General features: G+C 43.6%; 28 protein-coding genes. 13 read left to right on the top strand and 15 right to left on the bottom strand.

Annotated features, from left to right (window positions below; genetic code table 11):
- The first annotated feature begins 342 nt into the window (after positions 1–342).
- The 3 genes from MKX71_RS05495 (at position 343) to trpP (ending at position 2648) form a co-directional block, all read left to right on the top strand.
- Positions 343–780, top strand: a complete 438-nt coding sequence (locus MKX71_RS05495) for an HIT family protein (protein WP_003233231.1) — start codon at positions 343–345, stop codon at positions 778–780.
- Between the two features lie 146 nt (positions 781–926).
- Positions 927–2006 (top strand): 3-phosphoserine/phosphohydroxythreonine transaminase, encoded by a 1080-nt coding sequence (gene serC, locus MKX71_RS05490; protein WP_116315417.1) that lies wholly within the window; start codon positions 927–929, stop codon positions 2004–2006.
- Between the two features lie 123 nt (positions 2007–2129).
- Positions 2130–2648 (top strand): tryptophan transporter TrpP, encoded by a 519-nt coding sequence (trpP, locus tag MKX71_RS05485; protein WP_003233236.1) that lies wholly within the window; start codon positions 2130–2132, stop codon positions 2646–2648.
- 73 nt (positions 2649–2721) lie between these two features.
- Here the strand turns inward: trpP and MKX71_RS05480 are convergent, their stop codons facing one another.
- A complete protein-coding gene (locus MKX71_RS05480; RefSeq protein ID WP_003233238.1) occupies positions 2722–2913 on the bottom strand; it encodes a hypothetical protein in 192 nt (63 codons plus the stop codon).
- Between the two features lie 129 nt (positions 2914–3042).
- Between MKX71_RS05480 and MKX71_RS05475 the strand changes: the two genes are divergently transcribed.
- The gene (locus MKX71_RS05475; RefSeq protein WP_003245875.1) at positions 3043–3399 is read left to right on the top strand and encodes a YtxH domain-containing protein; all 357 of its coding nucleotides are present in this window, start codon (positions 3043–3045) and stop codon (positions 3397–3399) included.
- Between the two features lie 178 nt (positions 3400–3577).
- Positions 3578–4189, top strand: a complete 612-nt coding sequence (locus MKX71_RS05470) for an HTH-type transcriptional regulator Hpr (protein WP_003239501.1) — start codon at positions 3578–3580, stop codon at positions 4187–4189.
- Here MKX71_RS05470 and MKX71_RS05465 read toward each other — a convergent pair.
- Entirely contained in the window at positions 4186–4527 is a 342-nt protein-coding gene (locus tag MKX71_RS05465; RefSeq protein ID WP_009966921.1) for a YhaI family protein, read from the bottom strand. The genes MKX71_RS05470 and MKX71_RS05465 overlap by 4 nt on opposite strands.
- A 207-nt stretch (positions 4528–4734) precedes the next feature.
- Here MKX71_RS05465 and MKX71_RS05460 point away from each other — a divergent pair, with 207 nt between their 5' ends.
- Together MKX71_RS05460 and MKX71_RS05455 are read left to right on the top strand one after the other, a co-directional pair.
- Positions 4735–5253 carry a DUF3267 domain-containing protein gene (locus MKX71_RS05460; protein WP_003245590.1) on the top strand — a complete coding sequence of 173 codons (519 nt, stop codon included), beginning with the start codon at positions 4735–4737 and terminating at the stop codon, positions 5251–5253.
- Positions 5254–5360: 107 nt separating this feature from the next.
- Complete coding sequence (locus tag MKX71_RS05455; protein WP_024571667.1) at positions 5361–5543, top strand: hypothetical protein; 183 nt, start codon at positions 5361–5363, stop codon at positions 5541–5543.
- Between the two features lie 52 nt (positions 5544–5595).
- On the opposite strand, the gene yhzE2 is transcribed toward MKX71_RS05455, so the two are convergent.
- Complete coding sequence (gene yhzE2, locus MKX71_RS05450; protein ID WP_003155248.1) at positions 5596–5682, bottom strand: sporulation protein YhzE2; 87 nt, start codon at positions 5680–5682, stop codon at positions 5596–5598.
- Positions 5683–5806: 124 nt separating this feature from the next.
- Positions 5807–5893, bottom strand: coding sequence for a sporulation protein YhzE1 (yhzE1, locus tag MKX71_RS05445; protein ID WP_003327753.1), 87 nt, complete (start codon positions 5891–5893; stop codon positions 5807–5809).
- A 159-nt stretch (positions 5894–6052) separates the two neighbouring features.
- On the opposite strand from yhzE1, the gene prsA reads away from it, so the two are divergent.
- Positions 6053–6931 (top strand): peptidylprolyl isomerase PrsA, encoded by an 879-nt coding sequence (gene prsA / locus MKX71_RS05440; RefSeq protein ID WP_339231825.1) that lies wholly within the window; start codon positions 6053–6055, stop codon positions 6929–6931.
- A gap of 39 nt (positions 6932–6970) precedes the next feature.
- Here the strand turns inward: prsA and yhaL are convergent, their stop codons facing one another.
- The 6 genes from yhaL to MKX71_RS05410 form a co-directional block, all read right to left on the bottom strand.
- Positions 6971–7183, bottom strand: coding sequence for a sporulation protein YhaL (yhaL, locus tag MKX71_RS05435; protein ID WP_003233252.1), 213 nt, complete (start codon positions 7181–7183; stop codon positions 6971–6973).
- 124 nt (positions 7184–7307) lie between these two features.
- Entirely contained in the window at positions 7308–8252 is a 945-nt protein-coding gene (yhaM, locus tag MKX71_RS05430) for a 3'-5' exoribonuclease YhaM (RefSeq protein WP_003245698.1), read from the bottom strand.
- A 73-nt stretch (positions 8253–8325) separates the two neighbouring features.
- A complete protein-coding gene (gene sbcE, locus MKX71_RS05425; protein WP_339231823.1) occupies positions 8326–11217 on the bottom strand; it encodes a DNA repair/recombination ATPase SbcE in 2892 nt (963 codons plus the stop codon).
- 4 nt (positions 11218–11221) lie between these two features.
- Complete coding sequence (locus MKX71_RS05420) at positions 11222–12448, bottom strand: exonuclease SbcCD subunit D (RefSeq protein WP_339231822.1); 1227 nt, start codon at positions 12446–12448, stop codon at positions 11222–11224.
- A gap of 106 nt (positions 12449–12554) precedes the next feature.
- Entirely contained in the window at positions 12555–13814 is a 1260-nt protein-coding gene (locus tag MKX71_RS05415) for an ABC transporter permease (protein ID WP_003244912.1), read from the bottom strand.
- Positions 13807–14703 carry an ABC transporter ATP-binding protein gene (locus MKX71_RS05410; RefSeq protein ID WP_339231821.1) on the bottom strand — a complete coding sequence of 299 codons (897 nt, stop codon included), beginning with the start codon at positions 14701–14703 and terminating at the stop codon, positions 13807–13809. Before MKX71_RS05410 ends, MKX71_RS05415 begins: the two co-directional genes overlap by 8 nt.
- A 126-nt stretch (positions 14704–14829) precedes the next feature.
- Here MKX71_RS05410 and MKX71_RS05405 point away from each other — a divergent pair, with 126 nt between their 5' ends.
- A complete protein-coding gene (locus MKX71_RS05405) occupies positions 14830–15015 on the top strand; it encodes a YhzD family protein (RefSeq protein WP_003233264.1) in 186 nt (61 codons plus the stop codon).
- Between the two features lie 20 nt (positions 15016–15035).
- Here MKX71_RS05405 and MKX71_RS05400 read toward each other — a convergent pair whose 3' ends face one another.
- Positions 15036–15803: an enoyl-CoA hydratase gene (locus tag MKX71_RS05400; protein WP_015252445.1), complete on the bottom strand. Its 768-nt coding sequence runs from the start codon at positions 15801–15803 to the stop codon at positions 15036–15038.
- Between the two features lie 164 nt (positions 15804–15967).
- Here MKX71_RS05400 and khtS point away from each other — a divergent pair, with 164 nt between their 5' ends.
- From khtS to khtU, 3 genes are all read left to right on the top strand, one after another.
- On the top strand, positions 15968–16306 hold the full coding sequence (gene khtS, locus MKX71_RS05395; RefSeq protein ID WP_010886463.1) for a K(+)/H(+) antiporter modulator KhtS: 339 nt from the start codon (positions 15968–15970) through the stop codon (positions 16304–16306).
- Between the two features lie 63 nt (positions 16307–16369).
- Positions 16370–16867: a K(+)/H(+) antiporter subunit KhtT gene (khtT, locus tag MKX71_RS05390; RefSeq protein WP_003233269.1), complete on the top strand. Its 498-nt coding sequence runs from the start codon at positions 16370–16372 to the stop codon at positions 16865–16867.
- 6 nt (positions 16868–16873) lie between these two features.
- Positions 16874–18091, top strand: a complete 1218-nt coding sequence (gene khtU / locus MKX71_RS05385) for a K(+)/H(+) antiporter subunit KhtU (RefSeq protein ID WP_181216935.1) — start codon at positions 16874–16876, stop codon at positions 18089–18091.
- Positions 18092–18108: 17 nt separating this feature from the next.
- On the opposite strand, the gene MKX71_RS05380 is transcribed toward khtU, so the two are convergent.
- On the bottom strand, positions 18109–19614 hold the full coding sequence (locus tag MKX71_RS05380) for a coproporphyrinogen III oxidase (protein WP_339231819.1): 1506 nt from the start codon (positions 19612–19614) through the stop codon (positions 18109–18111).
- A 111-nt stretch (positions 19615–19725) separates the two neighbouring features.
- The gene (locus MKX71_RS05375) at positions 19726–20592 is read right to left on the bottom strand and encodes a Cof-type HAD-IIB family hydrolase (RefSeq protein WP_003233277.1); all 867 of its coding nucleotides are present in this window, start codon (positions 20590–20592) and stop codon (positions 19726–19728) included.
- A 485-nt stretch (positions 20593–21077) separates the two neighbouring features.
- Between MKX71_RS05375 and MKX71_RS05370 the strand changes: the two genes are divergently transcribed.
- Positions 21078–22151, top strand: a complete 1074-nt coding sequence (locus MKX71_RS05370) for a DNA alkylation repair protein (protein ID WP_167408020.1) — start codon at positions 21078–21080, stop codon at positions 22149–22151.
- A 43-nt stretch (positions 22152–22194) separates the two neighbouring features.
- Here the strand turns inward: MKX71_RS05370 and MKX71_RS05365 are convergent, their stop codons facing one another.
- Entirely contained in the window at positions 22195–22548 is a 354-nt protein-coding gene (locus MKX71_RS05365; RefSeq protein WP_003224239.1) for a YlbF family regulator, read from the bottom strand.
- 92 nt (positions 22549–22640) lie between these two features.
- Positions 22641–23774 (bottom strand): DUF445 domain-containing protein, encoded by a 1134-nt coding sequence (locus MKX71_RS05360; protein ID WP_339231817.1) that lies wholly within the window; start codon positions 23772–23774, stop codon positions 22641–22643.
- Between the last annotated feature and the right edge of the window lie 155 nt (positions 23775–23929).

Below are 23929 nucleotides of genomic sequence, written 5' to 3'. Positions count from 1 at the left end.
ACTGAAAAATGAGGTGTTTGTCAAAGACGTCTTAGAAACAGTTGGATAGAAAATAAACATGTCCAATGCTCAAACCATTTCTCTTCACTGAATTGATGAATTCTTCATGTATGAAGCAAATTGTCAAATGAGGTGTTTATCGCAGGAATCGTTAGGCATTAAACAAGTCTTCATTTTATTGACAAATGAGGTGCTTACCAAAGGCATAACACATTTTCTTCATATAAGCTCTTCCTCTGCATTCAGGGTGAACGCTCGCCGTTCATCCTGTTTTCTATTTTCTGCATTTCTGTGGTACGATGAGTGTATACATACTAAACAATTTCATAAGGAGGAACCCTCATGCATTGTGCAGAAAATTGTATCTTTTGTAAAATTATCGCCGGCGACATTCCATCCGCGAAGGTGTATGAAGATGAACATGTACTTGCCTTTCTTGATATCAGCCAAGTGACAAAAGGCCATACGCTTGTCATTCCGAAAACACATATTGAGAATGTATATGAATTTACAGATGAATTAGCAAAACAATATTTCCATGCTGTCCCGAAAATCGCCCGCGCTATCCGGGATGAATTTGAACCGATCGGCTTAAATACGCTGAACAATAACGGCGAAAAAGCTGGACAATCTGTGTTCCACTACCATATGCATATTATCCCTCGCTACGGAAAAGGAGATGGATTCGGAGCGGTTTGGAAAACGCATGCTGATGATTATAAACCGGAGGATCTGCAGAACATCTCTTCCTCTATCGCAAAACGCCTGGCCTCATCATAAGATGAGGTTATTTTATTTTGTGAACATTTCGCAAACATCCGTCAATTTCTTTTGATAATTCTAATTTTTTATCAAAAAACTGAATTTTTGTGATAGGATAATTGTATTATTTTATACATTAACGTGGAAAACAGGGAGAGATCATAATGGAACGTACAACGAATTTTAACGCAGGTCCTGCAGCGCTGCCACTGGAAGTTCTGCAAAAAGCACAGAAAGAATTTATTGATTTTAACGAATCCGGCATGTCTGTTATGGAGCTTTCCCACCGCAGCAAAGAGTATGAAGCGGTGCACCAAAAAGCGAAAAGCCTCTTAATCGAACTGATGGGCATTCCGGAAGATTACGATATCTTGTTTCTTCAAGGCGGGGCAAGCCTTCAATTCTCAATGCTTCCGATGAACTTTTTAACACCTGAAAAAACCGCACATTTTGTCATGACAGGCGCTTGGTCTGAAAAAGCACTGGCAGAAACGAAATTGTTCGGGAACACGTCTATCACCGCTACAAGTGAAACAGACAATTACAGCTATATTCCAGAGGTTGACCTTACGGATGTAAAAGACGGCGCATATTTACATATCACATCCAACAATACAATTTTCGGCACTCAGTGGCAGGAGTTTCCGAATTCTCCAATTCCGCTCGTAGCCGACATGTCCAGCGATATTTTGAGCAGAAAAATCGATGTGTCCAAATTTGATGTGATCTACGGAGGCGCCCAAAAGAACCTCGGCCCTTCCGGCGTGACTGTAGTCATCATGAAAAAAAGCTGGCTGAAAAATGAAAATGCGAACGTCCCAAAAATCCTGAAATATTCCACGCATGTCAAAGCGGATTCACTCTACAACACTCCGCCGACATTTGCGATTTATATGCTGAGCCTTGTTCTGGAGTGGCTCAAGGAAAACGGCGGTGTGGAAGCTGCTGAACAGCGCAATGAACAAAAAGCGCAGGTTCTCTACAGCTGTATTGATGAAAGCAACGGCTTCTATAAAGGACATGCCAGAAAAGACAGCCGCTCACGCATGAATGTCACCTTCACGCTTCGGGATGACGAATTAACGAAAACATTCGTCCAGAAAGCAAAAGATGCGAAGATGATCGGCCTTGGCGGACACCGTTCGGTGGGAGGCTGCCGCGCTTCTATTTATAACGCGGTCTCTCTCGAAGACTGTGAAAAATTAGCTGCGTTCATGAAGAAATTCCAGCAGGAAAATGAGTAAAAAGTCTGGCTATGCAAACCGTTCGTTTGGTATACTGTTTGCATAACACATTCTGTAAAGCCTTCGCAATAAATGATGAGCATATTATTGGAGGGCAAAAGCTTAGCAGAGGAGAGCATAGTTATGAAAACAAAAGAGTTAGTCATTATGGCTCTGTTTGCCGCAATCGGCGCAGCGCTTCATTCCATTATTCCGCCCTTTTTAGGCGGCATGAAACCAGATATGATGCTAATCATGATGTTCATGGGCATTCTGCTGTTCCCGCGGGTGCAAAATGTACTCGTCATCGGGATCGTGACCGGAATCATTTCCGCACTTACAACCGCGTTTCCAGCCGGACAGATCCCTAACATCATTGATAAACCCGTATCAGCGTTTCTGTTCTTCTCCCTGTTTCTCTTGTTCAGAAAGAGCCGAAAAACAGGTGCAGCCGCTGTGCTGACAGTGATCGGGACCATCTTATCGGGAATTGTGTTTCTATCGTCGGCTTTATTGATCGTCGGTTTGCCGGGCGGTTTCGCCGCATTGTTTGCGGCTGTTGTTCTGCCGGCCGCTGTGCTGAATACAATCTCAATGATCATTATTTATCCGATTGTGCAAACCATTTTAAGGCGTTCAAGCTTTATGGAAGCTGCTAAATAATTGTCACACAAAACCTCTTCCGCTTCCGGGAGAGGTTTTTTTGAACAGAGCGCCCGCAGCATGTCAGCATGTTTTAAGCGAGGAGTTTTGTGAAAAAGATAAGACATAGTGTAAAGGCGGTTCCGGTTGAACAAACAAGCGCTTTCTGCCGGATAACCCTCTTGGGCGGATAAGAAGCAGCCTGGCTGAGAAGTTTGATATAGTAAACAGCGCCTGAAGCGAAGGCAAGGGTGATGCAGGATAATACAATCAAAAAGACAGACAACCTTCTCCCTCCTTTTCACTTAAAAAATATGCTAAAATAAAGCAAGCTATGTATAGAAGTTCAGGCTTTCAACAAAAATGAAAAATGCTGAATGAATCCTATTTTGAAGAAAAAGACGGGGTGATTGTAATGGCGAGCGGACGTTCTCTATTAACAGGACTATTCGTAGGCGGCATCATCGGAGGAGCAGCGGTTCTTCTTACTGCACCTTCCTCAGGAAAGCAGCTGCGTGAAAAAATGAAAACCAATTATGATTCTTTTGAAGAAACAATCAAACGCTTAAAGTCAGACGGGCTTGCATTAAAAGACCAGCTGATCAAAGCGGCAAAAGAAAGCACGGATGTTATTAAAGACGTGGGCGGCGAGCTCCAAACGTCAATTAAAAAATGGCAGGAAGAGATCAAGCCTCACCAGCAGGATCTGCAAAAAGAAATTGCCGATATCGAAGAGAAAATCAGACAGCTGGAGAAAACCTTACAAAACTAATATCCTATTCAAAAGAAAAAAATGCGGGCCAAAATTGGACCCGTATTTTTTTTTGGCCGAAAAACCCTTCCGCCGCAATGGTTTGTGAATTTATTAAAAAATTCTTACATTTTCATCTTTATTAATCTTTATTTTATTGGCATAATAGAGAAAAAGAAAAAGAGAAGCAGGTGACGTAATGAATCGAGTGGAACCGCCCTATGATGTGAAAGAAGCTCTGGTTTTCACCCAGAAAATGGCTCAGCTTAGCAAAGCTCTTTGGAAATCGATCGAGAAGGATTGGCAGCAATGGCTCAAACCGTATGACCTGAATATTAATGAGCATCATATTTTATGGATTGCGTATCAATTGAATGGAGCTTCCATTTCTGAAATCGCGAAGTTCGGGGTCATGCACGTATCAACCGCATTCAACTTTTCAAAAAAGCTGGAAGAACGGGGATATTTAAGGTTCTCCAAACGGCTGAATGATAAACGGAACACATATGTCCAATTGACTGAGGAAGGTACCGAGGTATTCTGGAGCTTGCTTGAGGAATTTGATCCGACACGCAACGCTGTTTTTAAAGGGTCACAGCCTTTGTATCATTTATTCGGAAAATTTCCTGAAGTGGCAGAAATGATGTGTATGATACGCCATATCTACGGCGATGATTTTATGGAAATTTTCGAAACGTCACTCACCAATATTGACAATGACTTTGAAAGCGTAAACGGAAAACTGAAGAAAAAAGCAAAGGACAGTGCGGCGGATGAACCGGCTGAAGAGCTTGAACCTGTAAACAGTTAATCAAAATGCTTCATGATGTCGATAAAGACTTCCATCAGCTCTTGATAAAGCCCCTGCTCATACAGGGCAAAAATCGTTTCATGAACATCTAATTTTTCATTCAGCTGTCCGGCAAAAAGCGCAAGGAGCTTATCAAAGGTTACAAATCCTTGCGCTTTTTGTGTTGCCAGCTCTTCCGACAATTCATCGCATATCCTCATAACCGCTTCCCCTTCTTCCTTGCTCAGCCCTTTGTCAATGAGAAGCGCATAGAAGGGGTACCTGTCCATATCTACTGTTTTCACTAATAATTGTATGTAATATTCTAATCGCTCAATGCGATGATCCATCGAATCCATCCACACCACTTCTTTCTATCTTTAATCTTATTTTAGCTGATAATTCACTGAGAAGAAAGTTCTAACCCCATATTTCGCAGTTTGTTTGCTTGTTTCAAAAAAATACCTGCCGGATGATATTTTTTCTTAAAAAAGCATTGATTTTTTCTCTTGGGAGGAGTAAATTATTTTGAGATTCTATTCAAGATGTATGGAAGGATGACTTTGATGAATTGCTGGAAGACCATAAATCTCATGAAGGATTATGGCGCCGTTCGCATAATATTAACTGCTGTATGTTTTATGATTTTGGTTTTTATATCTACCTTTTTAGCTTTTGAGCTGCTGCGGCCTGGCACAAGCTTAAGCGATGAATATGTATCTTTATTCGGCGGTTTGCTCGTCGTTATTTTATTTGTACATAAAGTCATCCATGTCCTGCCAATCATCTGCAAAAAAAGAAAAATAGAAAAAAAGTTTTACATATTGCGCATGCGCACATGGAAACGTATACCAAAAACAACAATGCTGATTTCACTCGTCAGCCCGTTCTTGCTGATTACACCGGTATTGTTTTACGCAGCACTGGCATTTCCGAATCACGCTCATTATTTTTGCATGATCTCGGGCATTCACGCCGGCTACTGTCTGCCTGATTTCCTGCTGGCTCTCAAGCTGATAAAAGCACCGAAAACCGCTTTTATTGATCAGGAAGCTGACGGCTTGGATATTCTTGTTGAAAAGTAGTCAAACCCTGGTGCTGGTGGCGATTTTTCAATTTGCATTCTATCTTTTTTAATAAATATTTGGTAATGTAATATGGGACAGTTCAGAGAGAGGGGGAATCTCCCATCATTTTATTCTATTTTATCGTGGCTGCCGTGTTTATTTTATATTTCATAAACAGGCTCACCAATACATTATGCCTTGTCAGAGAGATTCCTGAAGAGCGGCAAGATAAGGTATTCCGATTTATTAATGTATCTATATTAATTTTACTGATCTCTTCGTTTGTGGAGATCTCCTTTACAGTGTAAATACGAAAGAAAGCATAGCTGCTGATTAAGCAGCTATGCTTTTTTATGTTGATTAGTACAGCCAAGAAGCGCCGATGATAATCAATAAAATAAATAACACAACCAATAAAGCGAATCCGCCTGCAAATACTTCACCCATCTTAAAAAGCACCTCCTGTAATAAGCTTTATTTACCAATTACATGTTATGCAATTCATGTTTGAAACGATTAGGCGCTAGTGAAAATAAAGGATCGCTTATGTTGCAAGCGATCCTCGGGCTGCTTAGTAGATGTAAGCTGCACCTACGATGATAAGCAAAATGAACAGTACTACGAGCAACGCGAATCCGTTAGAGTATCCTCCGCTCATGTTACATACCTCCTTTTCTTGATCAATATATAAGTATGTCATCAGCAAAAGTTTGACTAGACGAATGCCCTTAATTTAAAATCTTTTTACAGAAAGCCACAATATGTTATGATACGCATAGGTAATTTAATTTGGAATGATTAGGAGTGTTTGAAAACAATGAAGAAAATCGCAATAGCAGCTATCACTGCTACAAGCATCCTCGCTCTCAGTGCTTGCAGCAGCGGCGACAAAGAAGTCATCGCAAAAACAGACGCAGGCGATGTCACAAAAGGCGAGCTTTACACAAACATGAAGAAAACAGCTGGCGCAAGCGTACTGACACAGCTAGTGCAAGAAAAAGTATTGGACAAGAAGTATAAAGTTTCGGATAAAGAAATTGACAACAAGCTGAAAGAATACAAAACGCAGCTTGGCGATCAATATACTGCCCTCGAAAAGCAATATGGCAAAGATTACCTGAAAGAGCAAGTAAAATATGAATTGCTGACACAAAAAGCGGCTAAAGATAACATCAAAGTAACAGACGCCGATATCAAAGAGTACTGGGAAGGCTTAAAAGGCAAAATCCGTGCAAGCCACATCCTTGTTGCTGATAAAAAGACAGCTGAAGAAGTAGAGAAAAAGCTGAAAAAAGGCGAGAAGTTTGAAGACCTTGCGAAAGAATACTCAACAGACAGCTCTGCTTCAAAAGGCGGGGATCTTGGCTGGTTCTCAAAAGAAGGCCAAATGGACGAAACATTCAGCAAAGCTGCATTCAAATTAAAAACAGGTGAAGTCAGTGATCCTGTCAAAACGCAATACGGCTACCATATCATTAAAAAGACAGAAGAACGCGGCAAATATGATGATATGAAAAAAGAACTGAAATCTGAAGTGCTTGAACAAAAATTAAATGACAACGCAGCTGTTCAGGAAGCTGTTCAAAAAGTCATGAAGAAGGCTGACATCGAAGTAAAAGATAAAGATCTGAAAGACACATTTAATACATCTTCAACAAGCAACAGCACTTCTTCATCTTCAAGCAATTCTAAATAATAAAAAAAGCTGTGCGGCTCATTGAGCCGCACAGCTTTTTTATGCGATGGAATGGTTTTGATTTTCTTCTTCATGCTGCTGAGAACTGCGGCGTTCTCGCTCCTTTTCCATCCTCTCCATATAAATCTGCCCTTCTTTTTCAATAAAAGCCTGGTCTACTTTTTCTTCCTCTTTGGCTGCCGCCACAAGTTTATATGCGCTGAAAATGATCCCTACAATACAAAGATACACCCACCACGGAAAAAATAACACGGGCTCCTCCCCCTTTGCATAGATTCTTTATTCTTAACCATATGCGGGAATGAGACGAGTTATGTGCGGGAAAGACGCATCAAAAAGGACTGAGCTGAATATGTCAGCATCAGTCCTTTTTAAGTTATTTATGAAATGTCGGTTTATAAAAGGAACGGTTTTCCAGTGCAAATACACGTTCAGTATACTCGCCCGGCTTCACGCGCTCAAGCGCTCTGTCCATCATATTCATTTTTGCATCCAGATTGTCTATATAGTGAAGAATTTCCGCTTCTTTCACCATCGGCGGTTTCGGGCTGCCCCATTCTGCTTTGCCGTGGTGACTCAAAATCAAGTGCTGAAGAATTAACACCTCTTCAGAATCGATTTGAAGCTCCTCAGCCGCTTTTGAAAGCTCTGTCACCATGATGGAAATATGGCCGAGCAAATTGCCTTCAACCGTATATGAAGTGGAAACAGGGCCGGACAGCTCCTTCACTTTTCCAAGATCATGCAGGATAACACCGGCGTAAAGCAGATCACGATCAAGAGACGGATATAAATCTGCTATTGCTTTCGCCAGGTTCAGCATAGAGACAACATGATACGCCAAACCTGAGACAAACTCATGGTGGTTTTTCGTAGCCGCCGGATAATCCATAAACTCAGCTTCGTGTTTTTTAACCAAAAACCTTGTGATTCGCTGGATATTCGGATTTTTCATTTCAAATATATATTGAGTGATGGTATCCATCATTTCATTTTTCGGAATCGGCGCGGTTTCTAAAAAATCATCAATATTGACGTTTTCTTGCTCGCTTACCGGTCTGATATTTCTTAGCTTCAGCTGGGTGCGTCCGCGATAATGGTGAACATCGCCGACGACCTTGACAATCGTCTGCGGCGCATAGGTCACTTCATCACTTTGCTTGGCATCCCACAGCTTCGCTTCAATATCGCCTGATTGGTCTTGCAGCATCAGCGTCAGAAACGGTTTTCCATTGCTTGCAATCCCTTTCGTCGAGGATTTAATCAATAGATACTGGTCCACCTGTTCGCCAACCTCATGTAGCATAATCCCTTTAGCCATTCTATTAAAGCTCCCTCCGTATCTTACATAATACCAGTATATCACATACCGATTTTCAGCTATAGAACCTCTTTTATGACACCAAATGGATGATTTGGCTGTTATGAAATGCATCTTTTACGTGCTCATGGCATGTAAAATACAAAATCTGCCTACCGCCTTCAGATAAATCATACAGAACATGTAATACACGTTTCAGCCTTTCCTGATCAAAATGAACAAAACTGTCGTCAAGCTGGAACGGAAGCTTTGACTCACCCTGGCGCGTAACGGCCAAAGCAAAGCGGATCGCTGTATACAGCTGTTCACACGTCCCTTGTGACAGCTCTTCCGCATGATAGACAGTGCCATCGCGATGCATAACCATGATCGAATCATCCGTTTCGGAAAAATAAATGGTTTGGTAGTTTCCGTCAGTCAGAGGGCGGAAAAATTCTCCTGCCGTCTCCAGAAGGCGCGGAAGCTCGATTTTTTTATGCCGCTCCAATTTGTTTCTGATCACCTGTTTGACCATTTGTATGGAGGCCCATTTTTTAGCCGTTTCTTTCACACGTTCTTTTTGCATTTCGGTTTGAAGCTTGAGGTCTGAGACCATTCCCGAAGCCTCTAATTGTTCCTGTTTGACTGAGAGCAGTGCGATTTGGCTGCGGAGCTGCTCGATCTCCTCAGTCAGCCGCTCTTTTCTTTCATTCTCAACAAATTGCTTATCTTTCAATTCAGAAAGCGTATTGGAATCCGCCAGTTCAAGTTCCTCCGGGTACCCGCCTTGAAGCTGTGCGTTTACGTGATGAAGCTTGTTCTCCGTATCCTTCAATTGCCTGCTGATGTCGGCTATGGCAAAAAACGCATCTCTGTCTTTTGCAGCAGCCGCGGCAAATAACTGTTCAATCTGTGCGTGGAAATACTGTATTTCTTGCTCAAGTTCAAGCATCTGTTCCTTTGTATAATGAATATCTGTTTCAATTTCCTTTTTTTGCTTCTCAATTTCTTTTTCACGTTCAATGTTTTTCCGCAATGTGTGAAGGGCGTCCGAAATGGAGATATCCTGACTCTGATTCACGGGAAGAAGCATACTGACGCGTTCTTCGAATGTTCTCCGGTGCTTTTTCAGCCTGCCTGCTTCTATGGTCAGCTCATGCTTTTTCTTCACTTCTTTTTTAACATCCTTCATTAAGCTGTATGCATCAAGCAAAAATGATGGATCTTCCTTAAATCCGAGCTCATTCATAAAACGCTCAACCTGTGTAAAGGACGGCGCCATTTCGGCTTCCCACTGTTCAAACTGCTGGATGACCCTTTCATACGCCGCCTCTTTTTGCTGAAGCGCTGCACGCTGTGTGAGAAGGTGCTGCTTATTGCGGTCATCCTCCCATAACGCTCCTCTAAGCATTTCAGCTTCTGCTGGTGAAATATCCGTCATGGGCTGTCTTGTCTCTCGGCTGTTTCGAAAAGACGGTTTTCCTGATACAAGCCAATACACAATAAGTGCAGCGCCGAAACTTATGGCGGGAATCCATTGCTGCAGCAGAGAAAAGAGAACGATGAACAACATACCAGCTGCAATGACAGTCTTTTTCTGTTTAGCCTGCTGTCTTTCAAAAAACGTTAGCTGTTCTCTGAGCTTCGCTTGCTCTTGGTGCTGCCCCTGTGTTTCATCATATGCTCTAAGAGCTGCTTCTTTATCTTTTCTTTGGCTGTTTTCAAGAATCGCGGACGAAGCGGCATGAACGGCCTTTTCCGCGTCTTCCAGCTCTTGCCGGGCAAGTTCAAACGTCTCGTCAAGCTGCCGTTTTCTGTCTCTTGCCTGTACATATTGCTGCACCGCTTGCTGAAGCTGCCATTCATAATCATATGAGGTGTTCATATTCAGGAGCTCATTTTCATCCGTTTTATTGAGCTGTTCCAGCCCTGCCGCTGTCTGCGCAGACGTCTGGCGCAGCTGTGCCTGAATGGCTGCCAGCTGTTCTCCCCAGGATTGGTACATATGAAACGCTGCCGAAAGCTCTTGTATCAGCGTTTCTTTCGCCAATAGTTCTTTATCGGGGATAAGCTTTTGCCTCTGTTTGTCCAACTCCGCCATCTTCACCCGAAGCGCCTCAAGCTGTGCTGATTTCGGGTGAAGATGGGATTCATATTTTTCCAGCTGATGCAGTCCGTCAGCAGGAAATTGTACTGCGTGTTCCGGAAATTCTGCAATCACCTGTTCGAGTGTCGCTTTTTCATTTAGCAGCGGCTTTCGCTCAATCGCTCCCTCAATCATTCGGATATGTCCCGCCGTCTCTTTCAATTCGGTTTCCGCGGCTGCAAGGCGGGCTTCAAGCGTTCGTTTTTCCTCGAGAAGCTGATGATAGCCCGCTTCCTCTGCTTCAGCCTGTTTTAGCTTAACTGCCAGCTGCTTAAGCGTTTCCAGCTCCTGATTCAATTGAGGGTTTCGCCCATTTGGTTTATAGAGCCTTTCGCTTTCCTTCGTCAGCCTTGAATCAAGCTTTGATACGGCTTCAGCACCAAACAAGCTGGAAAAGAGCAAAAATTCCCCTATCTTGTCCCGATTAAAGGCGTGAATTTCCTGCAGCCCGAATACGTCGAACGAATATATGGCTTTGTACAACGACCTGTCTGTGCCCTGGAACAGCTGCTTTAAAACATCTCCCTGCTTTACTTCGCCCTTTTCTGTGTACACGCTTAGTTTTTCGGCAGTCCCTTTCGTCCGTTCGATCTTCAGCACCCCATACTCAGGATGTTCAGCTTCAAGAACACCGCCGTAGACACCGCCTGTTTTCGGTTCATACTTTTTCGTTTTCGGAAAACCGAACAGCATGCTTTCAATGAATGACATCATCGTCGTTTTTCCTGCCTCATTTAATCCGTAGATGACTTGGACAGGAGAGGCGGAAAAGTCAAAGGTCCGATTGGAAAATTTTCCGTATTGGTAGATATGTAAAGATATAATTCGCAAAGCTGTCACCGCCTCATGTATCAAGCACCTTAAGCTGTCTTTTCAATAATATCTGTGCCTGCTCTTTTATTTCCTTTACCTCCTCTTGGCTAAACCGGTCCGCGTGCCTTCTATACACTGGATGCCGCTCAAGCCCTTCCAGCACGTCTGACAGATCGCTGCGATCAATGTCTTCAAATAAACCGCCAAAAAAAGGATCAAGGTTTGTTAGGTTTGCTTCGTTTTCTGTCTCATCGTCCAATCTAAGAGGCCAAACGAAACGTTCCTCCTCCGCTTCTTGCTCCTGAAGAGCTTCAAGAAACTCATCCAAGGTGCCTTTTGGCGCCTCCAGCAGCCATTCCGGCGCCGTCCCTTGTAAAACAAGCCTTACACAAACAGGGCTCCCCTTTTTCCGCAGCCTCGAAAACGTGTTCTCCACCATTTGAAAGAGGGCGGTCATATTCTTTGCCTCCGTCACATCAACCGCCGCTTTTTCCCACAGGACATCATGCGCTCTCTGAAATTCATAAGATATATCTCCGTTTGTCACATGAACGAGATAATAGCCTTTATCTCCCGTCTCCTTCATATGGCGTGCTTGCGTGTTTCCCGGGTAAATGACTGCCGGATGCTCGGCAGATAGAACCTGGCGTTTATGTATATGGCCAAGCGCCCAATAATCCATCCCGCTTTTCATGAGGTCGTCATGTGTAAACGGGCAATACGGATCGTGTCCTTCAGATCCTGACAGCGTGCCGTGGAGCATGCCGATATGAAACGGTGCATCAGTTGATCTCCGATAGCGGGCGGCTTGGTTTTCCGTCACTGCTCTGGCCTGATAGCTGAAGCCGTAAATGCTTGCTATGCGCCTGCCTTCTTTAAAAAACGATTTTTCTTCTGGAACAGCGGACGAAAAAATATGGACATTCTCAGGCCATTCAATCGGCGTCCACTCCCCGCCAAGATGATCGTGATTCCCAAAGATGACGTATACCGAAATCCCGCACTCTCTGAGTCTTTCAAACTGTTTTTTCAAAAAGAGCTGAGCCTTTAAGCTTCGATTGGCTTCATCAAACAGATCTCCCGCCAGCAAAATGAAATCAACGTGCTCTCTCACTGCAGCGTCTATCATATGTCTCACGCTTGCAAACGTGCTTTCTTTAATCCGGGCAAAAATCGGCTCCGGCAGATGCGATATCCCGTAAAACGGGCTGTCAAGATGAAGATCTGCCGCATGAATAAAGGTTAGTTCAGTCAACATTCTGCTCCTTTCCAGGATGAAGTACCCTTATTTTAGCACCGAATTCTTGCGAATGCACGTTCTGTCAATAAAGAAACAGCCTGAGAATCCCCAGGCTGTTTTCCAATCAGTTTTTCGCTAAACGTAGCGCTTGTTTGATCGCTTTGAACGCGCTTGAATTGCCGTAAATTAATACACCGCCTTTATAAATTCTGGCGCCGATAACGGCCAGTATGACAATGGTGAGCAGTGTGATTCCGATTCCGACAGCCGCCTGCCAGAACGGAATATCAAGCATGCCGACGCGCAGGAACATAATCATTGGCGTAAAGAACGGAATAAACGAAGTTACCGTAATAAATCCTGCGTCAGGTGCATTCAAACCGAACATCGCGATCATAAAACCGGCGACAACCAAAAGCGTCATCGGCGTGATCGTTTGCTGCACGTCCTCTATTCTGCTGACGACACTGCCGAGAAACGCGGCAAGTGTCGCGTACAAAAAGTATCCGAGCAAAAAGAAAATGACAGCATAGATGACAGTGGTTGCAGATACGTCGGTCAAATTAAGGAATCCGCCGACAGATGAAGCCGTTTCGCTCTTTTGGTTCAGCTTAAGCGACAGAGAGCCGGCTCCTATAATAATAGCAAGCTGTGTGATCCCGACAAGCCCGATACCAAGCAGCTTTGCAAACATTTGCTGGATCGGCGGCATACTTGAGATCAGGATTTCCATAACTCGCGAAGATTTTTCGGTTGCGACCTCCATCGCTATCATGCTGGCATACATAATCACTGAAAAATAAATGACGAACAGCATAATGTAAACAAGCCCTACCGTCTGGCCAAGCTCTTCCTCAGACTTTGCCCCTTCTTTCAGCGCCTTCTGCCCCACAGTAACGGGCGCATAAAGGCTGCTGATCGTTTCCTGCGACACGCCGAGCTCCGCTGTTCCGACAGCTGTTTTGGTTTGCGTCAGCGCCTGCTGCAGCGTTTGATACGTGCTTTCATCAGAAATCGTTAACGCTTTATATGTTCCTGAAATGGTCCCTTTTTCATCTCGTTTGATGATGAGCATGCCATCGAGTGATTCATCTTTGACTTGCTTTGTGACCTCATCCTCCGATTGCTTCGACAGCTTCACATCAAGATCGCCGTCTGTATCCACCGCTTTCAGCTGCTTAGAAAAAACCGGATATAATTCGTTTGTTTCATCAACAACGGCGATTTTTTCTTTCGCATCGTCACCTTGAAACAAAGAAATGATCGATTCCAGATTCGTTACAACTAAAACAAGCAGCACCGTGATGACAGTCGAAATAATAAAGGATTTTGCCATAATCTTATTTTTGTATGTATGAGAAAGCATGATCCAAAATTTATTCATAGACGGCCCCCACCTTTTCTATAAAAATATCATGCAGTGACGGCTCTTCAAGCTCAAACTTTCTGATAAACCCTTTTCCTTGGAGCATCGCAAAAATCTCTTGAGAAATGTCTTCATTGGCAATCTGCAGCTTGACGCCGTCGGCCGTTTCCTTCCATTGTAGAATGCCTTCATGAGACTGCAAAAAGCTTAGATCGTCATCGGAGTGAATGGTGACGTTCTTTTTGCCAAAGGAGCGCTTGATCTCCTTCAGCTTGCCTTGCACGACCGGTCTTCCTTTCTGCAATATGCAAAGGTTCTCACAAAGCTCCTCCACATGTTCCATCCGATGGCTTGAAAATAAAATAGAAACACCGCTGTTTTTCAGCGAGATCACAGCCTCTTTTAACAGCTCAACATTGACAGGGTCCAGGCCGCTGAAAGGTTCATCAAGAATCAGGAGGTCCGGCTTATGCAAAACTGCCGAAATGAATTGGATTTTCTGCTGATTCCCCTTCGAAAGCTCTTCCACCTTCTTATTCTCGTAATCTGTAATATTGAAGCGTTCAAGCCATGTCCCGAGCTCTTTTACAGCCTCTCGCTTCTCCATCCCTTTTAATCTGGCAAGATAGACGAGCTGATCCCTTACCTTCATTTTCGGATAAAGGCCCCGCTCTTCCGGCAAATAACCGATTTTGTTGCTGATATGATAATTCACAGGACGGCCCTTCCAGCTGATTGAGCCCTCCGTAATGCTTAATAATCCTAGGATCATGCGAAACGTTGTTGTTTTTCCCGCTCCGTTTGCGCCTAATAGACCGAACATTTGCTGTTCCGGAATATCTAAGTCCAATCCGTCAACGGCTTTATAATCTCCAAATGTCTTCGTTACGTGATCAATTGTAAGCACTGAATCTCCTCCTTCCCTGACCCATTATATACTAATTTTGGATAAAGAATAATAAAGGATTTTGATTTCCTTTTTAGAATATAAATGAAGAAAGACTGATAAACCTTAAAATGGAGGAGAAACCTGATGGCTGATTATTTCCTTACCGTATTTGATCCTTCGGGGAACACGCTGGTAAACGAGCAATTCGAGGCAGAACATGAAGAAGCGGCAAAAACGCATGGTGAAGCCCTCTTAAAAGAAAAAGAGCTTCATAGTCATACTCATCGTTTAGTCAATGCAGCCGGAAAGCTGATTTTGTTTCACAGATGATCAGCTTTCCGGCTGATCTGTTACGCTTGAAACTTCGGCTCCCGTTTTTCTAAAAAGGCACGGATTCCTTCTTGGTGATCCTTGGTCCTTCTCATTCTCTCTTGGGCGCTGCGCTCAAGGGATAGCACTTTTTTCAGTTCTTCAATTTGGAGGCTTTGAAAAATACCTTTCGTTTCGATCATCGCCAAAAGAGGGGAGGCCAACAGGGTTTCGATAATGGGTCTTGCGCCTTCGGCAGGGTCTCCGGCAAATGTCCCATCAAGAAGCCCCATATCGGCAGCTTCCGAGGCAGATAGTTTTTTTCCGCTCCAAATCAGTTTTTTCGCTTTTGCTTCACCGATTCTTTTCTTCAGCAAATAATGTCCTCCGCCGTCCGGAACAAGCCCAATGCCGATAAAATTCATCGCGAGAACGGCGTTTTTTTCAGCGAGCACAATGTCCGCACAAAGCGCCAAACTCAGGCCCAGTCCCGCAGCAGCACCATGAATGGCTGCAATTGTCACTTTCTTCATCTGATATAAATTCAGGGTGACAGCCTCAATCGTATCCATCAGCCGTTTAAATTGGTCAGGGTCATGCTCTGACATCATCATCCTGATATCACCGCCGGCCGAAAAGCCTTTCCCGCTTCCTCTCAGGAGAACGATGAGCGCCTCGCTTGCAGCCGCCATTTCGACTGCCTCCTTCAATTCAGACAGCATCTGTTCATTCAGGGCGTGATGGGCATCAGGCCGATTCAGGATAATCTCTGCAACGGCCCCATTACATGCATATTGAACAAACTCCATTAAAAGCACCTCCATGTATGCGCTTACTTTTTTCTTTCTCCTATACATTCCCCGCCATCCCCAAATAAACCTTTTTATTTTTCAAGGTCAATAGATACTGAAAAATGCATATTGTTTGAATGGAAACATAAAGTTTTATATAGTGAAAAAGAAGGGATATCTTGATGAGAAGGGAGGAAAGGAACATGGATAAATTGCTGATCAGTTTTCTGTTAAGTTTATTTATGGTGTACTTTCCCCCTTCGGACGTGGTTCTGCCTTCCCAGTTTGAAGCAAGCACTGACAGCTATGTGCCTATGTCTTCATATCCGCAGGAAACACAATCGGCAAAAACGCCATCGCCGGGCAGCATGCACCCGGCTGAGCTGATCAAAGAGTACAGCCCGCTGGCGCAGTCTGTCAGGCAGCTCTCTGTCAAACCACTTGACGAACCGCTGATAAACAGGCTGGAAAAGGCTTTGGCCGTCCCTGTCAAATACCAGTCTAACTACCTCCGAATATAATTTGCTCAAGTTTTATTTGTAACTCACCCCATACTGCCAACACTACATTCGGAGGGATTTTCATTGAATATTAAAGAAAACGATCTGCCGGGCATCGGCAAAAAGTTTGAAATCGAAACAAGAAGCCACGAAAAAATGACGATTATCATTCATGATGACGGAAGAAGGGAAATTTACCGGTTTAATGACCGGGACCCGGATGAGCTTCTTTCAAATATTTCATTGGATGATTCTGAAGCAAGGCAAATTGCAGCTATTCTTGGAGGCATGGTCTATAAACCGCAAGCTCTGGAGTCCATCGAAATGGCCTTCAGCGATCTTATTATTGAATGGTTTAAGGTCGAAAAAGGCGCCAAATCGATCGGGCGCACACTCGGAGAGCTTGATGTCCGCCAGAATTACGATGTCACTGTGATTGCCATTATCAAACACAACCAGGAAAAGCTCCTAAATCCCGGAGCCGATTCGATTATTGAAGAAAATGACACCCTTGTCCTCTCAGGTGAGAGAAAGCATCTGAAGAAACTGATTCACGATTTTCTTTCTGGAGAGGGCGTGTGAGCCCCGATGGACCATCTTGTATTTGAAGTCGGAACTGCACTTGTCCTTGTGGCAATCGCCAGTGTGATCGCCAATAAAATTAAATTTTCGATTATTCCGTTTCTGATTGTGCTGGGAATGCTTGTTGGACCGCACGCGCCGAAAATGGGGATTATTGATCTAACATTTATTCAAAGCAGTGAAATCATCGAGTTTTTCGGGCGAATGGGCGTACTGTTCCTTCTCTTCTATCTCGGACTCGAATTCTCTGTCGGGAAGTTAATCAAATCAGGAAAATCAATCGCGGTCGGCGGGACGATTTATATTTTGATTAACTTCAGCCTCGGACTGCTTTACGGGTTTATCACCGGATTTTCCTTTCTGGAAGTCCTCATCCTCGCAGGCGTCATCACAATCTCGTCAAGTGCGATTGTCGCAAAAGTGCTCGTTGATTTAAAAAGAACCGCCAATCCGGAAACCGAATTGATTCTCGGCATCATCATGTTTGAAGATATTTTCCTTGCCGTATATCTGTCCGTTGTTTCCGGCCTTGTACTAGGTGATGCGACATCCGTAGGGAGTGCGCTCTTGTCCATTTTGATCGCCTTCGGTTATATGCTGCTGTTTTTTATCGCAGCAAGAAAACTCCCGCCGCTGTTGAACAAACTGTTGGACATTCGCTCAAACGAAGTGTTTATTATCGTCATTTTCGCAGCACTCTTTTTTATCGCCGGGTTTTCAGAGACGATTCATGTAGCAGAAGCAATAGGCGCGCTGCTGCTCGGTTTGGTCTTTTCAGAAACAGAGCATTCCGATAGGATTGAACACCTCGTTGTTCCGTTTCGCGACTTCTTCGGTGCGATGTTCTTTTTCAGCTTCGGCCTCAGCATCGATCCGTTTTCGCTTGGTGAAGCGGTTTGGCTTGCGTTGGGTGCAGTGATTTTGACCATTCTGGGAAATTTTATCGCCGGAATGGTGGCAGGACGACGCGCAGGGCTTTCTCATAAGGCTTCATCGAATATCGGGCTGACGATCGTATCGCGGGGAGAATTTTCGATTATCGTTGCGAATCTCGGAATAGCCGGCGGACTGTCAGCCACATTAAAGCCGTTTGCCGCATTATATGTCCTCATTCTGGCGATTTTGGGACCGCTTGTCACAAAGGAATCAAAACGAATTTACCGCTTGCTGAACAAGGTATTTAAATGGAAGACTGAGGTTCAGCCCGCAAAAAAACAGGGATAAAAAAAGCAGCACTGTAATCAGTGCTGCTTTGTCGTTTTTTCAAAAATCTGCTCTAAATATTTGATTTTTTCGTCCGTGTAGTGCTCGAAGCGCTCATTGTACGATTTCGGATCTTTAGGATTCGCAAAATGCGTGATTTTCCCTGTATCCCGTTCAATAAATTTACTAGCAGCGCCGCAGCCGATTCCGATAATCGTCTGGACCTCTTCCATAATCATAATGTTGTAGATGCTTTCTTGTCCCGGCAAAGAGTATCCGACGTTTTCAAGGTTTCCAAGAATGTTTTTCTGGCGGTATAAATAATAAGGCACGTACCCATGCTCTTTCGTCCAGGCTACCGCGTCTTCCATCATTTGAGAAACCTCTTCCCTGCCGGCAACTTTGTACTTATGCTTGTTTCTCGTCATTTCTGACGCCCGTTTAAATGAAAGAGTATGAACGGTAAGGGATTCCGGCATCAGTTTTTCTGTTTCTGAAAGACTGTGCCTGAACTCCTTCACGCCTTCCCCAGGCAAACCAATAATCAAGTCCATGTTAATATTATTCATGCCTTGCTGGCGTGACAGATGATATTTCTCAATGGTCTCTTCAACCGTATGGTGCCGCCCGATCGCCTTTAGCGTTTCGTTTTCGTAGGATTGCGGATTGATGCTGATCCGATCAATGTCATATTTGTTTAAAACGGCGAGTTTTTCTTCTGTAATCGTGTCAGGACGACCGGCCTCCACCGTAATCTCACGAATGTTTTTCACATCCGGGAAGGAGCGGACCATTTCTTCATACAGCAGATCCATCTCCTCCGCTGTAATGCTTGTCGGCGTCCCGCCGCCAAAGTAAATGGTTGTAACCTTAACATCATGCTCCTTCAGCCATTCACCGATTTTCTGCATTTCGTAATGCAGTCCCCATAGGAATGAGCCGACTCTGCCTGCCTGTCCCTGGATGGCATACGCAGGGAATGTGCAATACGCGCATTTTGTCGGGCAGAACGGAATGCCGATATAAATGCTGACTTCATCCTTTACTCGGTACAAATCCGGCACTGCCGCCAGCTGACGATCAACAATTTCCTGCATTAGCATGATTTTTTCATCATGAATTAAATAGTCTTTTTTCAACTCAGCATGCGCTTGCTCCTTGGACATTCCGCTTTGCAGTTTTTTATGAAGCAGCTTTGTGGGCCGGATTCCTGTGAGGATTCCCCACTTCTGCGTAATGCCCGTATGCGCCTGAAGAAGATTGAGATACACATAAGAAATTGTGTTTTTCACTTGCTTAAAAGCTTCTTTTTCATTCATGCCGGGAGAAAAGAATTTTGTATGCTGTTCCTTTATGCCAGTTCCCTTCACTTCTCCCGAAACCGTCACATGCTCATCCGTTTGTGACAACGCTAAAGAAATGACAAAATCTGCGGGCTCCTCTCCGCCATACGCAAGCTCGCACTCTTCATAAAACAAATTTGCAATATTTTGCAGAGGCCGATGCAGGCGGTCATCATGTATGCCTTCTATTTTAATTTGCAACTTCATCACCTAATTTATCAGATTCAAAACTTTCTTTAGTGTACAGAAATAAACTGCTAAAATCAATCCGGCAAAAAAGCCGCCGCACCTGTCAGGGTGCGAGCGGCTTTTTTACACACGTTTCATGTGGAACTTATCAAGAAATCCTTTTCGCTGCTGCATTCGGAAATATTCCTTCATCATATAAGCGACACCTTGCTCGTCATTGGACCTTGTAACCCAATCTGCCTTTCTCTTAATTTCCGGAACGGCATTCCCCATCGCTACCCCAAGACCGGCAAGTTCGATCATCGGCAGATCGTCATACTGATGCCCAATGGCCACGACATCATCCATACTCAGGCCCAGCTCTGAAGCGACGAGGGCCAAACCCGCTTCCTTCGAGACACCTTTCGGGACGATATTCAGCTTCTCATCGTTTACGCGAATCACATCCACTGCAGGGAAGGCTTTTGTAATCGTTTCTGTAATGTCATGCTGAATGTCGTGCTCCGTGTAGACCTCGATGACGGGTGCACTCACCGGCTCATCCATGAGGAGATCGCTTAATGATTCAACGAACTGGACTGGATAAAAGATCGGGTCAGACGGATGAATGAGTGCTTTCCCCAATAAATTCGAATTCACCTTTTTCTTGTTTCCGATGGAATACTTTTCGTGAAGAAGCCGAATATTACATTGATAGCTCTCCAGCACTTGAACAATGTTAAAGGTATGATCATCAGAAATTCTTTTTTCAAAAAACGGGGCGTCAATTTTCTCAGCGATATATGCCCCGCTATGGGTGATCAGCTTGGCATCAAGCTTTAGCGATTTCGCTATTTTCTGTGCTGAGCGAAAATGACGGTTGGTCACAAGTGTGACGTAAATCCCTTTTTTCTTTACATATTCAATCGCGTCTTTCGTTGCCTGATGAATCTTCCCGTTCGACCGAAGCAGCGCTCCATCTATATTTAAGGCAAGCAATTGTTTTGACACAGAGATGTCCCCCTCCTTGATGACTGTACTTGTGTATAGGATATGACCCTGTCTCTGTGTTTAGAACAACCTTTTCTTAAAGCAAAAAAAGCCTGGCTCAGCAGACTTTATTTATGGCTTGTTGATAGGATACGATCGAAGCAGCCATTCTCCCTAATATCGTTATTTCGATTTACGAAAAATCATGTATCAGGAACCCCTTGTTTGACCAATGATGCGCTCCGAACACTTACTCTCTGTTGCTTATCCCCTCTATATAACGGCATGATATGCGACCGTATCCATTTGAAATAGGTAAGTGTAGGCGCTTTCAATGTTATTATCTCAGTTTTCTTTTCCGATGACAAGGGTTTTTTTAACTAAAAAAAGTAACCAACTTTTGTATATCCGTGGTAGGATCAGTTGTTAATTTTTAGGACTATACACTTGATCCAGAACGTACATTCCCATACAATATAAATAATAAACGAAAAAGCGGTGTTTATATGGCTGATTTAAAAGAAATATATAATGAAGAACTGATATCTCAGTTGATCCATCATGTAAGGTCATCCTATCCTGATTTTAATAAAAACAGATTCTTGGATACATTACGGCTGGAGGACTGGCCTGAACTCACTTTAAAAGAGCGGATGCGCCGCGTGACAGTTTCTTTATACGAAACTTTGCCAAAACAATACGTTGAAGCGCTCACAATTTTACGGGATACAGCCCCTCATTTTAAAGGACTCAGCGGAATTTTATTTCCAGATTATGTGGAACAGTACGGGTTAGCGCATTGGGAAGAATCAATAAAGGCATTGGAATACTTTACGCAATATTCGACCTCAGAATTTGCTGTAAGGCCTTTTTTGCTGTTAGATCAAGAAAAGATGATTGCACAATTGCTTGCATGGTCTGAGCATAAAAATGAACACGTGAGAAGACTTGCGAGCGAAGGCAGCAGGCCCCGCCTGCCATGGGGAAAATCGATACCGGCTTTGAAATCGGACCCTTCCCCCGTATTGCCGATCCTTGAAAAGCTGATGCAGGACGAGTCCTTATATGTAAGAAAAAGCGTGGCCAACAACCTTAATGATATATCAAAAACGCATCCTCATTTACTGAGAAAAGTCGCAGATCAATGGTATGGAACACATCCCCATACAGACTGGATTATCAAACACGCCTATCGGACCTTATTAAAAAAGGGTGATAAACAGGCCTTAGCGCTTTTTGGTTATGAAAATGCTGATTCGATACAACTACATGATTTAACATGCCAGCCCAAACGTATAGTTATTGGCGAAAGCCTTGAATTTTCTTTCTATATTCATTCAGACAGGGATCAAAAAGTAAGAATTGAGTACGCAATTGATTTTGTAAAAGCAAGAGGCCAGCGTCATCAGAAAGTATTTAAAATAACAGAAACAAATATACGAAAAAACGAAACGAAATCATACACAAGAATCCAATCCTTTAAGGATTTAACCACCAGAAAGCATTACAAAGGAATTCATACATTATCAGTGATCATCAATGGAAAGGTAAAAGATTCATTGGATTTCCAAGTTTGCTGAATGAATAAAAAATCCCTTCTTATCCAAGAAGGGATTTTGCTTATTAGCCTTCAACACTGCCGTAAAGCTCTTCTAAAGGCTTCATAATGATTTTGTTCAATTCACCAATCAGCATGCTCATGCGCTGCTCCGCTTCCATCAGCTGAGAAATTTTTTCGTGCTGCTGTACAAGCGCAACTGTTTTTTGAGCCTGCGTCACTTCTTCTTGTGTAATCTCTTCTCCTGCCATTTGTTTTTGCTGGAGTCTAAGCTGTACATCACGGAAGTTTTCGAACATGCGCTTCGCTGATTCATCTGCGTTAACTTCGTCGTAAAGGTTTTTTAAACGGGTGAACTCTTCGCTCCCGCGTAATGCATTTTCCAGATCATATGCTACATCATAAAAATTAACAGCCATTGTAAATAGCTCCTTTCATCATTGCCGTTTGACATACCACTCCACTATAACAGACTATGGAGCTCCTTTCATTAATCAAAACCCATTTCTTCTTAAAAAAGGATGACAAACAATGCTTGAATCGCGCCTATAATTCCGCCGAGAAGCCCCCCCAAATAGGTAATCATTTTAAATTCTTTTTTTGAAATGGACAGCACCATTTCTTCAAGACGCTCCACCGGGAACTGATCCACCTGCTCCTTGACGATTTCCTCAAGATGCAACCGTTTTAAGGCACTTTCAAGGTTGGACGAAATCCCTTCAAGCAATTTGTCTAACAGTGCCGGCAGCATTTGCTGGGTCAGCTCAGATTCATAGCGGACGGTAAGCGTGCCAATCGTATTGTCGAAGAAAGGGGCAGTCGAAAATGCTTGCAGCACTCTTCGTTTCAAACTGAAAATGAGCGCCTTTGCATTCCATTTTTCGTCTGCTTCATTAAACGTATACTCCCTCAGCTTGCCCCATTCGTTTTTTAAGAGATCAGAAAGCAATTTATTTGTTTCCTCATTGCGCAAGAATTTCAGCAGCTCCGGCAGCACGCGATCCGCAAGGCTTGAATTGCCAAGAAACATTTGCACCATGCTTCCAAGCATGCCGCGCTCTTTTAAAAAGTCATCAATCATATTGCCAAGACGGATTTTTCCTTCATCACTTTCAAAATAACTGACACTCCGTGACAATATATATCCTGAAATCATCGGAATCTTTTCCTCAAGCTTTTCCTGCACCTCTATAGGCACCAGCTCTTTTAACGATTGGTCCCCGTATTGGCGGAAAAGCTCATTCAGCTTATCATCGGTCCAGCTGCTGATCCATGCATCAGCAGCTTTTTCTGGGCGCTTCATCCCGGCTTTTTCAAGCGCTTCTTTTACTGTCACTTCAGAAAGTGACAGCTTTTGAATCAGCTGTTCCCCCACGCGAAGAGCCTGCGTTTTGGCTGCATCAGAGACGAGCCGCTTTTTAATGCCTTCAGGGGTTAAGAGATGATTGACTACCATCAGTCCCATTTGTTTTGCAAGTTCATCTCGCCGTCTTGGAATCAGCCCGGGCGTAAAAGGAACTCGCTTCCCAAACAAATAGTACGCTTTATACGGCCTAAACAGCATTTGAATTGCTAAATGATTGGTCACCGCTCCAATGGCAGCGCCGATCACGATCATAAAAATAAAGGTTCCTGCAATACCCATTCCTATTCATCTTCCTCCATCTGTGCTTCAGCTTTTTTCATATAGATTATGTACCTATACGTATTATAGAGGCTCATGCAATCACTTAGCAAACGAGGAGACAAATTCCTGTTCTTAGAAAATCAGCTTGTTCTTTTGGAATAGGGCAAGGTGGA

Origin of the sequence: Bacillus sp. FSL M8-0071, from assembly GCF_037975455.1 — a bacterium.
GTDB classification, from domain to species: domain Bacteria; phylum Bacillota; class Bacilli; order Bacillales; family Bacillaceae; genus Bacillus; species Bacillus subtilis.
This window is presented reverse-complemented; position numbering and strand designations above follow the sequence as displayed.